Below are 15,187 nucleotides of genomic sequence, written 5' to 3'. Positions count from 1 at the left end.
GTTATACCTTCGTAGATATAGTATAGAATAAAATATGAACATATGAAAACCGTACTTCGTTTACTTTCCTTATTGGCCATTGTGGTCCTTTTTTCCTCCCACGAACTATTTTTAAAGTCCGACTCTCATTTTTTGGAACCCAATACCTCGGGTCTCCTTTATTTGTTCAATGGTACATTTGATACCAGTGAAAATGAAATTACCAGGGACCGAATCGTAAAAGCCAAAATTTTGGGGCCGGGGTATCAATTTGAACCATCGGATACTGATTACTACGGAGAGGAAAATATCACCTATCTAAAATATACTACCGGAGCATCGGGAACGTATGTGGCCGGTATTTCCACCCTGCCGAGGATATTGGAAATGAATGCGGCGGATTTTAATGAATATTTGGAGCATGAAGGTCTGGAGGGCACCATTGCCGATAGAAAACAGGCCGGAATCACCAATAACGGCGCTAAGGAGCGGTATTCAAAACATGTAAAGGCACTGCTACAGGTGGGTGAAAATACCTCCATCGACTTTATGAAGCCGTTGGGCTATCCCATTGAGTTCGTTCCCTTGAACAATCCTTTTGAGATTACCTTGGGGGACAGGGTCGCCTTTAAATTGCTCCGGAACGGAAAGCCGTTGGCCAATCATACGGTTCATTACAGCACCTCCGTGCCGGGCCAGGATGCTCACGAGAACGAAAATTCCGTGAAGTCCAATGCCAACGGTATGGTAAGCATTTTGCCCACCTCAAAAGGAAAGTGGTACGTGGCCACCATTCACATGGAAAAGAAGGAAGGTGATGCCGTGGATTACGAATCCAACTGGGCCACCTTGACCTTTGAGATTAAATAATGGTTAGCTTTTTAATCCGATGTTCTTTTTTCTGGAAACAGGTTTTAATTTTGCCTTAAATTATTGTGTGAGCTATGTTCAAGGAACTAAAAAAAGGCATCAAGGAACTTAAGGGATATACGCCCGATGCGGTCCGTACCCCAATTTTACAATCGTTGATCGATTACATTCAGGAAAAAAGGGATGAGGATGAGCCCATTAACCTGAATTTTGTTTGTACCCATAATTCTCGAAGAAGCCATTTATCCCAAATTTGGGCACAGACCCTAGCCGCCTATTTTGATATTCCTAAAGTGGCTTGTTACTCCGGAGGTACGGAAGCAACGGCTTTGTTTCCAAAGGTCTTGGATACGTTGGAAGGTGCTGGATTTAGAATCAGCAAATTATCGGAGGGTGGGAATCCAGTGTATGCCATCAAATATGGAGATAATAGCCTGCCCATCATCGGTTTTTCAAAGACCTATGATCATGCCTTTAATCCGGAATCCAATTTCGCGGCCATTATGACCTGTGGGCACGCCGATGAAAACTGTCCCTATATTCCAGGAGCCGAAAAGCGCATTCCAATGACCTTTGATGATCCAAAAGCTTTTGATGGAACCAATCTCCAATCTCAAAAATACATGGAGCGAAGTTTGGAGATAGCGGCACAGTTGTACTATGTTTTTTCTAAAGTGGTATAGGAATTTCAGGAAATCCAACCTTTGATAATTTCCCTTTTTCCCAACTTTTTAAAGATGTAAATGACTTGTTAAATATAGGTAAAACTGTCAATCTAAAATTGTCATTAGGGTCTGCATGATTATCTTTAAAGAGTATGCTCTGCGAAAAACTGAAAATAGTTTACCGGTCCATTAAATACTGGTTTTTAATTTCCACCTTTTTGATTACTTCACTTAATGCTCAGAATTTAAGTGTGGAGAATAAAATAAAACCTGCCTTTAAGGACTATTTTGGAATGCCCCGGGCCTCAGTTTTTTTGCATTTGAACAAAAGTGCCTTTGTTGAAGGAGAGCATCTCTGGTTTAAAAGTTACCTATATAACAGACTAAAGAACAATCTTTTAAAGGAACCGCTTAACCTTTATATAGGAATTTATGATTCCGTGGGCCAACCTATAAAAAAGGAGCTTTTCATCAGTAGGAATGGATTAGCGCTTGGACAAGTACTGATTGATTCCACTTTTGACAAGGGAACTTATTATATAAAGGCTTCGACCAGCTGGATGCGTAATTTTCAAGAAGATGATTCGTTCATTTCCCAATTTGATGTCGTTCAAGGGCCTACCAAAATAAAAGGAATCGAAGACGAAGAATTAGATGTCCAATTTTTACCAGAGGGAGGATATTTGGTTTCGGATGTACAGGGTACTGTGGGGGTTAAGGTAATAAATTCTCATGGAAACGGTGTTAAAGGAGCAAGAGGGATCATCAGAAATAATCGCGGTGATTCCATAACAGCATTCATTACAAACAATTTTGGCCACGCGAAGTTTGAGATTTTACCTCAGCAGGAAATTCTGTATTCTGCAACAATGGATAATTTTCAAGGGAAAAAACAAAAAATTTTGCTTCCCAAGTCCAAACCCAAAGGCATTGCAATGTCCATAAGGAGAATTTCTTCTGATCGAATAATGATTCTTTTGGGAACCAATTCCGTGACCAGGGCTGAAATGGGAAGTAAGCCATTTAGTTTACTTTTTCACAGGGATGGGCTTTTAAAACATATGGAGGTGGTGTTTCCATCGAATAAAAATTACGTTTCCTATGTTCTTGACTCGGAGTCCTTACATCCTGGTACCAACATTATTACACTAATAGACAGCTATGGAAATCCTCTGTTGGAAAGACTGGTATTTAATAGGAATAGCATAAAGCAGGGAGAATTGAAAACATCACTTGGATATGTTGATCGCGACTCAGTATCCATGCACATTGATTTGGAAAGAAAATCAAAAGGGTTTTTATATTTAAGCGCCTCGGTTTTACCGGCAGAAACTAAGGCTTATCGACATGATTACAACATTTTAAGTACCTTTTTGTTAACTCCATATTTGTCCGGAAGTGTTGAAAATCCTAAATATTATTTTTCAAATGTATCCGAAAAAACCGAAAAGGATTTGGATTTACTTCTATTGACACAAGGTTGGTCCCGTTATGAATGGAAGAATATTTTTGAGATTGCTCCAGATAAAAGAAATGGTTTTGAGACTGGCGTAGATGTTTTGGGCCAACTTAATTTTGAGCTTAGAAAAAATGAAGGGATTATGTTATATCCTGGAGAGGGGTCTCTTCCTCAAATGATAAAAATAAAAGAAGGTTCCAAAAGTTTTTTTCTTGAAAATTACAATCTTGAAAAAGGAACTGAACTCAGGTTTACGGTAGTAGATGCCAATGGAAGGCTTTCCAGGCCAAATTTATACGTCAGGGTCGATAACGGAACAAAATCGGATGTTCTACATAAACTGCCTAATAAAAGGCAAATGTCTACCTTTGATTATCAAGTAAATGATCACAGTGGCAATTTTAGTTTTGTACTTCCAGATAATACCATCACATTGAATGAGGTAACCGTAGAAAGCAGGCAGGAGGACCCTGTTTATGTGAGTCCCCACTTTACTCCGGATAAACTCGTTAAAGTTACAGAGAAAACCATAGGCAATTTCCCTAGACTATTGGATTTGATACGGTCCAGTGGATTTAATGTGTGGGAGGCACCCAATACGGGCTATGACCGCATTCGTATTACGTCCAAAAGACCCTTGGCACTTTCTTTGACACCTCCCTCTCCAAGATTATACGTGGATGACATACCTTATTCAGATTTCAATATATTGACAGATTTTTCCACTAGCCAATTGGAAAGCTATTTTATTGATAGGTCTGGAAACGGGGAACCTGGTGCCGCAGGAGGAGTGATAAGGGTATACACTAAGAAGGGGGTTGACCAGGATGCTGCAGGTTTGGGAAGAAAATATTCCGATAAGGAATTTTTTAAACATATTGTAAAAAATGGTTTTGACCAAGTGAAAGAATTCTATGTGCCCAAATATGCCAGCGTCAGTGATGACTCCTTTAAAAATTTTGGAACTATTCACTGGGTCCCCAGTTTGGAAATAGTTGATGGACGTAATGGTACATTCGTATTTCAACACCTAGACATCAAGCGCATGAAAATATTCATTGAGGGAATTGGTGAAGATGGTACTCTTTATTCCACAATGGAGGATGTTGAAATTAGTCCGGATTAGGTCAACGTTTTTTTAGATAACCGGTTATTTGAGTAAGATTCATAGGATGTACTTTTCATTTATTATTATAAACTAATAAGGCTATTAACATCTATTAAATCAACATTTTAGGTTGATAATAGCTACTTCGAAGGGATTGAAATTCTGAATATAAAAACTTTAACAAAAGATACTTGTCATAACAAAGTCACCTTGGCTAGATCAATAATTAATTCGTATTTGTAACATGAATTATACTATTCGCTCATTAAGTTGTTTGTTTTTTTTGTCGGTCTTCGCATGTGCAACCTTATATTCACAGAATTTAAGCATTGAAAACAGGGTCAAACCTGCAATCGGTGATTATTTTGGTATGCCGAGGCCTTTAGTCTTTTTACATACTAATAAAAGCGATTATGTGCAGGGGGAATATCTATGGTTCAATGGTTATATTTATGATCCTTTGACTTGCTTACCTTATAACGAGAGACTGAATCTTTATGTAGGTGTCTATGATTCAGAAGGCAATCAAATCAAAAAGGAACTTTTCATTAGTGAAAATGGAATATCAAAAGGACAAATCAAGGTAGATTCTATTTTTTCTGCCGGGCTTTATTACCTAAAGGCAACAACCGGTATTTTGCAAAACTTGAAAGAAGAGGATTCTTTTATTCAAAAATTTAGGGTTATAAATCGATTACAGACTGTATTAGAAAATAGTAAAGATATTTTGGACATAAATTTTCTGCTCGAGGGAGGTACCCTAGTAAGCGATGTTCCTGCGACGGTAGGGGTTAAAGTTGAAAATCGATCGGGCCAGGGTGTCGAAAAATTTAAGGGCTATTTGGTGGAAAGTAAAGGTGATACCGTGGCGAGCTTTGAAACCAATATGTTTGGTTTGGCCAGGTTTAATTTCTTGCCTAGAAAAGAAGAGACCTACAGTACAAGTTTAATTGACAGCGAAGGCAGAATAAGGCAATTCTTCCTACCGGAGATAGAAGAAAGGGGAATAGGCATCAATGTCAAAAGGCTTTCTGAAAATAAAATACAGATTACTTTGGGCATGAATCCTTTAACTAGGAGTGAGATTGGTGAAAAAACGTATTCCTTATTGTTCCATAGAGATGGACTTCTTAAGCATATGGATATTAACTTTCCAAAGGATGGAACCTTTGTATCCTATATTTTTGATTCCGAAGAGTTACACCCGGGAATGAATATTGTAACCTTGGTTGATAATACGGGAATTCCTGTGGTCGAAAGGCTAGTCTTTAATTCTGGGGATTCAAAAAAGAATAATGATTTAAACATAAACGTAAAGTCAAAGAAATTTGATTCTGTGCAATTAACCCTATTTGCAAAAAATAGCTCCAAAAGCTTAAAATTTTTAAGTGCTTCAATTTTGCCTTTGGGAACGAAAGCCTATCAAAAAAAGAAAAATATTTCTAGTTCTTTTTTATTGGAACCTTATGTAAATGAAAATATTGAGCATCCTTCGTATTATTTTACGGAGACCTCAAAGAAAAGGGAAAATGATTTGGACCTATTGTTATTAACGCAAGGTTGGTCTCGTTACGATTGGAAGAACATATTCAATAATTCACCAAGAAAAGAGAATAATTCCAGGACAGGAGTGGACCTTTACGGCAAGCTGAATTTTGAACTGGGAAGAAATGAGAATCTTTTACTGTATATTGGTGACAAGCCATACCCAAAAAGGATTGAGTTGTCCCAAGATTTGGAAGAATTTGTATTAAAGAACTATTATTTTGAAAATGGTGATGAATTACAATTCACCACAATCAATTCAAATGGAAAACTTTCAAGGCCCAATTTATATGTAAGGCTGGATAATGGCATTAGGGTCGATAAAATAAATAGTGTTGAGAAATATATTACAGAGATTGTTGCTAAGGACAATAGCGAAGCGTTTAACCTGGAAGATTTTATAATGCCTGACAAAACCATAGTTTTGAACGAAGCCACGGTAGTTGAGAAGAAAAAGAGAAATGATTACTTAATCAGTCCGGTCGTTAACGAAAATCGTGTAACCGAGATTACGGAGCGGGAAAGAAAAATGTATCCCCGTTTTATGGACATTATCCGCTCCAATGGTTTTAGGGTTATTATCGACTGGACTAGCTCATATGAGGGTCGAGTATCCATTGTCAACCTTAGAAATGGCGTCTCACCAGCTTTATATGTAGATGACATTCTTCAAGTCGATTTTAATAATATAGAACATATTTTGACGGATGAAATAGGGGCTTATTTTATAGATAAGTCTGGAAATGCAGAACCAGGCGCGGGAGGCGGTGTTATAAGATTGTACCGGAAGATTTGGGGCGAAGGGGAGGATGTAAAAGTTGAAAAGGAGTCAAGGTTTTTTCTGCACACCGTAAAAAATGGCTTTGCTCCGGTAAAAGACTTCCATGTTCCCAATTACGCTAGTGTTACAGACGATGCCTTTATTAATTTTGGAACCATTCATTGGGAGCCAGGTATTATTCTCGACGAAAATGGGAAGGTCGACATTATTTTTGATGGTAAGGGTTGGACGGAATTTGAACTATTTATCGAGGGCATGGCTTCTGATGGTTCTTTATTTTCAACCAACAAAATAATTAGAGTAGATTCTAGTCAATAAGTATATTACATAAAACAACTCAAAAATCGAGCTTCTTTTTTCTCAGCTCGAAGTTTTGGCCCAAATATACCTTTCGTACCATTTCATCGGCGGCCAGGTCTTCTGGTATTCCCGACTTAAGAATACCTCCTTCGAACATGAGGTAGGAACGTTCCGTAATGGCCAAGGTCTCCTGAACGTTGTGGTCCGTAATCAAAATACCGATATTCTTGTTCTTTAATTGGGCTACGATGCGTTGGATATCCTCCACGGCTACGGGGTCCACCCCGGCAAATGGCTCATCAAGCAATATGAATTTAGGGTCGGTCGCCAAAGCCCTGGCAATTTCCGTACGTCGTCGTTCCCCACCGGATAATAGGTCACCACGATTTTTACGGATGTGTCCCAGACCGAATTCCTCGATCAGGGATTCCATCTTCATGAGCTGCTCCTTTTTACTCAGCTTGGTAAGCTGGAGAACGCTCAGGATATTCTTTTCAATACTCAATTTCCTAAATACAGAAGCCTCTTGTGCTAAATACCCAATACCGTTCTGGGCACGTTTGTACATAGGGAAATTGGTAATCTCCATGCTGTCCAAATAGATATTTCCACCATTCGGCTTGATGAGTCCTACGATCATGTAAAAAGAAGTGGTCTTACCGGCACCATTTGGACCTAAAAGCCCTACAATCTCACCTTGATTTACCTCAAGGGAAATGCCCTTAACGACCTGGCGGCCACGGTAGGACTTCATAATATTTTCTGCTCTTAGCTTCATTTTTTCAAATCTAACCCTTCTTACTGGCGGGAAAAAGCAATTATAAAATCTTTAACCTTGATTTTCCTCCAACGCTTCCCAATATTCGTAGGCTCTTCGTAAGTGGGGAATTACTATGGTTCCGCCTACCAAGGTGGCAATACCCAAAGTTTCCATGACCTCTTCTTTAGTAGCCCCTTCCTTAAAGGAACTTTCCAAATGGTATTTTACGCAATCATCGCATCGTAGCACTGCGGAAGCGACCAATCCCAATAGTTCCTTGGTCTTTACGTCCAAAGCGCCGGGAGCATAGGCGTTGGTATCCAAATTAAAGATACGTTTGATTATCTTATTATTGTCCGCTAATAGCTTCTCGTTCATTTTGGAACGATAGGCATTAAATTCCTCAACTGGATTTGACATTTCTTTTGGCTCTTTTTGCTTCCCTTTTAGCTTCGCTTTTCAGTACTCTGGCGGAAATATAAATACTCACTTGATACAATATAAGTACCGGAATTGCCACTATGATTTGACTGGCAACATCGGGAGGTGTAATCACTGCGGACAGGATCAATACTATTACCAATGCTATTTTTCGATATTTCCTCATGATTTCAGGTGTTACCAACCCTACCTTGGTGAGGAAATAAATAATAATGGGTAGTTCAAACAGCACACCACAAGCAAGTACTGCGGACCTTACGGTACCAATATAAGAATCCAAATCAAATTCGTTTAAAACGCGTTCACTTACCTGATAGGTTCCCAAAAAGTTTATTGATAATGGAGCTACGACATAATAACCGAACAAAACTCCAAGAAAGAATAGAACAGAGGCGATTAAAATAAAGCCTTTGGAGTGTTTGCGTTCCTTTTCATAGAGCCCAGGACTAATGAACTTCCAAAGTTCATAGAGGATATAGGGAAACCCAATTATAATTCCTGCCCAAATAGCCGTCCAAATATCCGCTGAGAATTGACCGGACATGGTCCTACTTTGAATAGTGAAAGGTAATTGATCCTTACAGAAGTCGGATTCAATCCCAATGTATGTAGCCGCCCTACAAAAGAATTTATAAGTTGGAAAATCCATTTGCGAAGGTCCAAAGATGATGACGTCAAAAATGAACCTACTAAATACAAAGGCTACGACGCCAATGATTACTACCGCCAAGGTAGATCGTATTAAATGCCATCTTAGTTCTTCCAAATGGTCCAGGAAGGACATCTCATCTGGGGAAGTCGTACTTTTTGCCATTATATGATACCTTCGTTTATAAGGTTATGTAAATGGATCACGCCGCTATATTCGCCTTTTTCCATGGCCAATAATTGGGAGATGCCTTTTTGCTGCATCACTTCCAATGCCTTAATGGCGAGGGTGTCCATCTCAATTGTTTTTGGTTGTGTGGTCATGATATCGGCTGCAGTTAGTCCCTTGATATTATCATGATTGTTCAGCATTCTACGGATATCACCATCGGTTACGATGCCTACTACTTTTTTATCATCCAGAACAGCGGTAACCCCCAACATTTTTTCGGATATTTCCACGATAACCTGCTTGACATCGGCGGAAACCTGAACCGCTGGTATTTGGTTGTTGCGGGCAATATCGGCTACCCTTAAATACATTCTTTTGCCCAAAGCCCCTCCTGGATGGTACTTGGCAAAGTCGGCACTACTAAAACCTCTCAGTTCCAAAAGAACAATGGCCAAGGCATCGCCCATCACCAATTGCGCCGTAGTACTTGTTGTGGGTGCCAGATCGTTTGGGCACGCCTCCTTTTCCACAAAGGTGTTCAGGACAAAATCCGCCTGTTTCGCCAAGAAGGATTCCAGGTTTCCTGTCATCCCGATCAGGGTATTTTTGCCCCTTTTGATGAGAGGTACCAACATCTTAATTTCTGGAGTACTGCCACTTTTGGAAATGCAAATCACTACATCGTCATCCTGGATGGTTCCCAAATCTCCGTGAATGGCATCGGCCGCATGCATAAAAATGGCAGGAGTGCCCGTGGAGTTCAGCGTTGCGACAATTTTTGAGGCAATAATGGCGCTTTTTCCAATACCAGAAATAATCACGCGTCCCTTGGAATTCAAGATACAATCGACGGCATTGGAAAAATTCGTGTCCAATAAGGTTGCCAAGTGCCCAATAGCATCCCGTTCCTTCTCAATAGTCCTTTTCGCCAACTCAAGAATTGTGCTCTTGGATGTCAATGTATTATTTAATTTTATCAATGGTAATCTTGTGAAGATGTGTTATCTTTAAGATTACAAAATTACGTAAACTTAATTTGATTGGGTATCTATCCATCAATATTTTAGTTCTATCAGATTGTTTGAAATAATTATTTAATTTCTTTCGGGGTCGGGGCCATTCGCCATAATCCGACGCTGTAAATTTGAAATACTGTATAAGTTTGAATGAGATTGATATACATGCCGCGCTAAAAAAATATTTTGGTTTTTCTCAGTTTAAAGGACTTCAAGAAGGCGTTGTAAAAAATATTTTGGAGGGACGGAACACCTTTGTAATTATGCCTACGGGCGGAGGAAAGTCCTTGTGCTATCAATTGCCTGCGCTTATGCAGGAAGGAACGGCCATAGTGGTCTCCCCTTTGATAGCTTTGATGAAAAATCAAGTGGATGCCATGCGGGGTGTTTCGGCCGAAATGGGAATTGCCCACGTACTTAATTCTTCCTTGAACAAAACCGAAATCAAACAGGTTAAAAAGGATATTACGGACGGTACCACTAAATTGCTCTACGTGGCACCGGAATCGCTTACAAAGGACGAGAACGTAGAGTTTCTGCGTTCGGTTAAAATATCCTTTGTAGCCGTGGACGAAGCCCATTGCATTTCAGAATGGGGCCATGACTTTAGACCGGAATATCGAAACTTAAAAGCCATCGTTGCCAGATTGGGAGAGGATATACCTATGATCGGTCTCACGGCCACCGCAACCCCAAAAGTGCAGGAGGATATCATCAAAAACCTTGGTATTACCGATGCCACCGTTTTTAAAGCATCCTTTAACCGTCCCAATCTGTTCTACGAAGTGCGGACCAAGACGGACAATGTGGATGCGGATATCATCCGATTCATAAAGCAGAACGAAGGCAAATCCGGCATTGTATATTGTTTGAGCCGTAAGAAAGTTGAGGAGCTCGCCCAAGTGCTTCAGGTAAATGGAATCAGTGCCGTTCCGTATCACGCGGGTTTCGATGCCAAGACCCGATCCAAATACCAGGACATGTTCCTGATGGAAGATGTAAATGTAGTAGTAGCCACAATCGCCTTTGGGATGGGAATAGACAAACCAGATGTAAGGTATGTCATCCATCACGATATCCCCAAAAGTATCGAAAGCTATTATCAGGAAACCGGTAGGGCCGGTAGGGACGGGGGCGAAGGCCACTGTTTGGCCTTTTATTCATATAAGGATATTGAAAAGTTGGAAAAATTCATGTCCGGAAAACCGGTTGCGGAACAGGAAATAGGCAATGCCTTGTTGCAGGAGGTAGTTGCCTACGCCGAAACTTCCATGTCCCGCCGAAAATTCATGCTCCATTATTTTGGGGAGGAGTTCGATGAGATAAACGGCGATGGTGCCGATATGGATGACAACACCCGAAATCCCAAGGAAAAGGTGGAGGCCAAGGACGATGCCCTTAAATTGCTTAGGGTGGTCCAGGGAACCAGTGAAAAATTCAAATCAAAGGAAATAGTCAATACCCTTAGAGGAAAAAACAACGCATTGATAAGTTCCCACAAAACCAATGAAAAAGAGTTTTTTGGGATTGGGTCCGACAAGGATAAGAGCCATTGGATGGCCTTGATCAGGCAGTTTTTGGTTGCAGGTTATATACGCAAGGACATCGAACAATACGGAGTACTGCACCTAACCGAAAAAGGCCAGGAGTTTTTGAATAATCCGCACTCCTTCTTGATGACAAAAGACCACGTTTATAATGCCGAAAATGACAACGCGATTGTTGGGGCCTCCAAAGGCGGTGGTGTTGCCGATGAAAAATTGCTCAAGCAATTGAAGGACCTGAGAAAGTCCCAGGCCAATAAACTAGGGGTGCCCCCATTTGTAGTCTTTCAAGACCCCTCATTGGAGGACATGGCACTTAAATATCCGATTTCCTTGGAAGAACTACTCAATGTCCATGGTGTGGGCGAGGGCAAGGCCAAAAAGTACGGTACCCCTTTCGTGTCCTTTATCGCATCGTATGTAGAAGAAAATGATATCATCCGTCCAGATGACCTTGTGGTAAAAAGTACCGGGGCCAATTCAGGGTTGAAATTGTACATTATCCAAAATGTGGATAGGAAACTACCGCTGGATGACATCGCTTCGGCCAAAGGTTTGGAAATACCTGAACTCATCAAGGAAATGGAACAAATTGTCTACAGCGGCACCAAGCTGAATTTGGATTATTGGATAGATGAGGTCTTGGACGAAGACCAACAGGAGGAAATCCACGAATATTTTCTAGAAGCGGAAACTGACAACCTGGAAGAGGCCATGAAGGAATTTGATGGTGAATATGAGGATGAGGAATTACGACTCTACAGGTTGAAATTTATCAGTGAAGTGGCGAATTAGGATTGTTATTTTGTAACTGGTTTTTGAATTATTTTCAATTTTAAACGGTCTGCATCAAAATATGCTTCCATTCCTATGGGAAAGGTAAAGTTCTGTTCCACATGTCCAAAGCTAAAGCCATAAGCTGCGGGAATTTCCAGTGGTTTTATCCTATCCAGTATTACTTCCTTTAAGGTAAAAGAATTGGGATTGTTACTTGTATTGCATCCTTTGCATACTCCAAAAAGGATGCCCGAAGCCTTTTTAAACGTTTTACCTTCAATTAATTGGGTTAACATCCTATCGATTCGATACGGTGACTCCTCCACATCCTCTATACATACGATCTTATCCGTAAAGTCAATTTCATGGGGCGTACCTATGAGGGCATTGATCAAAGTAAGGCTTCCGCCGCAAAGTTCACCTTTTGCCTCGCCCGGGTTTATGGTATAGCGTTCATATTCCGCATCTATAAGCTGTTCCTTCGTAAGCTTGGCATTTCGTATCACCCTATTTTCTTTGGGCTTTTGAACGATATCGATGAGTGCCTTTTGGGAATAACCATCATCAAGGGTACTTCCTACCGGTCCATGAAAAGTGATAAGACCGGTCATTTGATGAATACCGTTCAAAAGAGCGGTAACATCGCTAAAGCCAATTAGGGCCTTGGGATTGGAGGCTATAACCCCATAATCTATCAAATGCATGATTCTGGTGCATCCGTATCCTCCTCGTATACAAAGTATGCCGTCCACAACTTTATTTTCGAACATATGGTTGAGATCGGTTGCCCGTTCTTCATCGGTATTACTGAAATAACCATATGGTTTGGATAGCCTTTCCGTACAATAGACATTATATCCCATTTTTCGTAGCACCGACTTGGCCTTGGTCAAGGTTTCTTCGGCAAATCGGTATCCAGGGGCTATCAATCCAATGGTGGCACCTTTTTTTAAGGGCTTCGGATACAATTTACCTGTTAGTTTGAGCGGGTCTGCAGTTTTGGAAAACCCTTTTCCGGATACAATTTGATAGGCTGATAGGCTTAGGGCGGCGGTTAGGAACTTTCTTCTAGGTAACATTGGCTAGGTATTAAAACAATTTAATAATGTTTAACTATTTTAAAAATTAATTAAACAAAAATTAAGATTATGCTATGAATCAATCGCATACATTTGGATAAATCTAAAAAAAAGAACTATGAAAATTTTAAAAATTACCACAGTATGCGCTTTCCTTCTTTGTTTGACCGCGGGTTTTTCCCAATCGGACAATATCGTAGGGGTCGCCGCAGGAAACGAGAATTTTACCACGTTGGTAACCGCTGTTAAATCTGCCGATTTGGTAGGAACCTTAAGTAGTGAAGGTCCTTTTACAGTGTTTGCGCCAGTGAACAGTGCCTTTAGTGCCTTGCCCGATGGTACAGTTGAAAGTCTTTTGAAGCCGGAAAACAAGTCTACGTTACAAGGAATATTGACCTATCACGTAGTATCCGGTGAGTATATGGCCAAGGACGTAATCAAGGCGATAAACGATAACAATGGCGAATTCAATGTTAAGACGGTTGCGGGAGGTGATATTACCCTATCTTTGTCAGACGGAAATGTGATGTTGAAAGATGCCAAAGGTGGCATGGCCAAAGTTGTAATGGCCGATGTTGATGCCTCAAACGGTGTAGTACATGCCATTGATGGCGTGGTAATGCCTAAATAAGGTTATTTTGCCTTACAAAAAAGCCGTTGCAAATTTTTGCAACGGCTTTTTTCTTAACATTCATCTGGTTTATTGCGATGCGGCCGAGGTACCGCCGTCAATTTTCCCTCTTTTCAATTGCCGTTGAATTTTACGAATCGCGGATTCAATGGATTTTTCAGGTTCGATGATGTTGTATTCTCCCCAAAAATCAGGGTCGGCAAAACCTATGGCCTCATCGGTCAGGATAATATCGGATTTAATTCGGTCCTTATATTTTGGAATCTCGTTACTCAAGTTCTCTTCCCAATCCGTTATGGCCATTTCACAGCTCATGCTATAAACGGAATTAAAAAGCCTTTTGTCCCAATTGATTTTAAACTCCATCAACACGTTGCTATAACCATAGTACCATTTCCCATCTTTTTCGCGGTAATCTACCCTGTAGGCGACCTCCGTGGGCCAAACATCCGCATTTCTTGGTTTCTTTCTCACGAACATTTGAGCGGCAAGATCTCGATCAGTTATATTAAGGGAATAAATGGCACTGGTCAATATTTTATTGTCCACATCTATGTATAGTTTTCCCGTATAGAGGGGGTCTATTATCCCCGGTTTTTGGGTGAAATCTATCACATAGATTAATTTATCGTCTACCCTCGTAGAATTTGAGAATGAAAAATCATAGTACTCGAACATATCGGCCGCAAAAATATAATCGGGATATTTTACCATATCCACGAACAAAGCGTTGAAAGGACCGCCTTGAAGCTTCAAAGCAAGCGTGTCCAATTTACTGTAGTCCGTGCTTTTACGTGCTTTAAAAAGTTTCAGCGCATCACTTTTATTACTGGAGTAGGGGGCCTTGTAAATATTTACTACAGCCTCGGAAAGACTCACGTTCTGCCTCCTTCTTTTTATGGTTTCCCGGTAAAAGGCCGTCATCACGGTGGGATTATCGATATAGTTTTCCCCCCGTTTTTTCAAGGTTTCCCTAACCAGTGCCCTGGCATCTTTCGGTATACTGAGGCTTACTTCGGACAGTTGCGTGACGAGTTCCGTCATACCAATTTCATTGCCTTCGGATTTAAATTGCAACATGGGGATTCGTTTGGTCCTGTAACCTAAAAACGATACGATGATATTTTCACTGGTGTTGGAATCCGGCACCTTTAGCGAAAATTCACCTTCTGTGTTCGTAATTGTACTAATATTGGTATTTTCCAACGTAAGGGTCGCAAAAACCAAGGGTTTTTTGGTTTCGCTGTCATACACTTCCCCTAGATATTCTTTGAAGCCTTCTTCCTGGGAAAAAAGTCCGATACTTATAAGCATAAAGGTAAAAAACCATCCAATCCTTGGATTGAAAACGTCTTTCATTTTTTGGAGATTTATTTTCTTGTTCATATCAATTTGATTTTAAGCAATCTTTG

At 40.4% G+C, this 15,187-nt stretch carries 12 protein-coding genes; 6 read left to right on the top strand and 6 right to left on the bottom strand.

All coding sequences use genetic code 11. The annotated features are described in order from the left end of the window. Positions 1 to 42: 42 nt before the first annotated feature. The 4 genes from F0361_RS00240 (at position 43) to F0361_RS00225 (ending at position 6,725) form a co-directional block, all read left to right on the top strand. Positions 43 to 849, top strand: coding sequence for a DUF4198 domain-containing protein (locus F0361_RS00240; RefSeq protein ID WP_154916670.1), 807 nt, complete (start codon positions 43 to 45; stop codon positions 847 to 849). A 74-nt stretch (positions 850 to 923) separates the two neighbouring features. Continuing rightward, positions 924 to 1,532, top strand: coding sequence for an arsenate-mycothiol transferase ArsC (locus tag F0361_RS00235; protein ID WP_154916668.1), 609 nt, complete (start codon positions 924 to 926; stop codon positions 1,530 to 1,532). A 200-nt stretch (positions 1,533 to 1,732) separates the two neighbouring features. Beyond that, the gene (locus tag F0361_RS00230; protein WP_154916666.1) at positions 1,733 to 4,099 is read left to right on the top strand and encodes a hypothetical protein; all 2,367 of its coding nucleotides are present in this window, start codon (positions 1,733 to 1,735) and stop codon (positions 4,097 to 4,099) included. A gap of 397 nt (positions 4,100 to 4,496) precedes the next feature. Further along, entirely contained in the window at positions 4,497 to 6,725 is a 2,229-nt protein-coding gene (locus F0361_RS00225; protein WP_154916664.1) for a hypothetical protein, read from the top strand. A 19-nt stretch (positions 6,726 to 6,744) separates the two neighbouring features. On the opposite strand, the gene lptB is transcribed toward F0361_RS00225, so the two are convergent. The 4 genes from lptB to F0361_RS00205 are packed head-to-tail and all read right to left on the bottom strand — an operon-like array spanning position 6,745 to position 9,687. Then, positions 6,745 to 7,485 carry an LPS export ABC transporter ATP-binding protein gene (gene lptB, locus F0361_RS00220; protein WP_138257642.1) on the bottom strand — a complete coding sequence of 247 codons (741 nt, stop codon included), beginning with the start codon at positions 7,483 to 7,485 and terminating at the stop codon, positions 6,745 to 6,747. A gap of 51 nt (positions 7,486 to 7,536) precedes the next feature. Continuing rightward, entirely contained in the window at positions 7,537 to 7,887 is a 351-nt protein-coding gene (locus F0361_RS00215; RefSeq protein ID WP_154916662.1) for a carboxymuconolactone decarboxylase family protein, read from the bottom strand. Continuing rightward, positions 7,871 to 8,722, bottom strand: coding sequence for a twin-arginine translocase subunit TatC (gene tatC / locus F0361_RS00210; RefSeq protein WP_138257644.1), 852 nt, complete (start codon positions 8,720 to 8,722; stop codon positions 7,871 to 7,873). The genes F0361_RS00215 and tatC overlap by 17 nt, the downstream gene beginning before the upstream one ends. Then, positions 8,722 to 9,687 (bottom strand): KpsF/GutQ family sugar-phosphate isomerase, encoded by a 966-nt coding sequence (locus F0361_RS00205; RefSeq protein WP_138257645.1) that lies wholly within the window; start codon positions 9,685 to 9,687, stop codon positions 8,722 to 8,724. The genes tatC and F0361_RS00205 overlap by 1 nt, the downstream gene beginning before the upstream one ends. A gap of 197 nt (positions 9,688 to 9,884) precedes the next feature. On the opposite strand from F0361_RS00205, the gene recQ reads away from it, so the two are divergent. Further along, on the top strand, positions 9,885 to 12,083 hold the full coding sequence (gene recQ, locus F0361_RS00200; protein ID WP_154918454.1) for a DNA helicase RecQ: 2,199 nt from the start codon (positions 9,885 to 9,887) through the stop codon (positions 12,081 to 12,083). A 5-nt stretch (positions 12,084 to 12,088) separates the two neighbouring features. On the opposite strand, the gene F0361_RS00195 is transcribed toward recQ, so the two are convergent. Further along, positions 12,089 to 13,144 (bottom strand): S66 peptidase family protein, encoded by a 1,056-nt coding sequence (locus F0361_RS00195; RefSeq protein ID WP_154916660.1) that lies wholly within the window; start codon positions 13,142 to 13,144, stop codon positions 12,089 to 12,091. A gap of 118 nt (positions 13,145 to 13,262) precedes the next feature. Between F0361_RS00195 and F0361_RS00190 the strand changes: the two genes are divergently transcribed. Next, positions 13,263 to 13,775, top strand: a complete 513-nt coding sequence (locus F0361_RS00190; protein WP_138257647.1) for a fasciclin domain-containing protein — start codon at positions 13,263 to 13,265, stop codon at positions 13,773 to 13,775. 69 nt (positions 13,776 to 13,844) lie between these two features. Here F0361_RS00190 and F0361_RS00185 read toward each other — a convergent pair whose 3' ends face one another. After that, a complete protein-coding gene (locus tag F0361_RS00185; RefSeq protein WP_246160777.1) occupies positions 13,845 to 15,161 on the bottom strand; it encodes a carboxypeptidase-like regulatory domain-containing protein in 1,317 nt (438 codons plus the stop codon). Between the last annotated feature and the right edge of the window lie 26 nt (positions 15,162 to 15,187).

The sequence above is a fragment of the Maribacter flavus genome, from assembly GCF_008386635.1.
GTDB lineage: Bacteria > Bacteroidota > Bacteroidia > Flavobacteriales > Flavobacteriaceae > Maribacter > Maribacter flavus.
The sequence above is the reverse complement of the archived record's forward strand: the minus strand, read 5'-3'. Positions and strand labels throughout refer to the sequence as shown.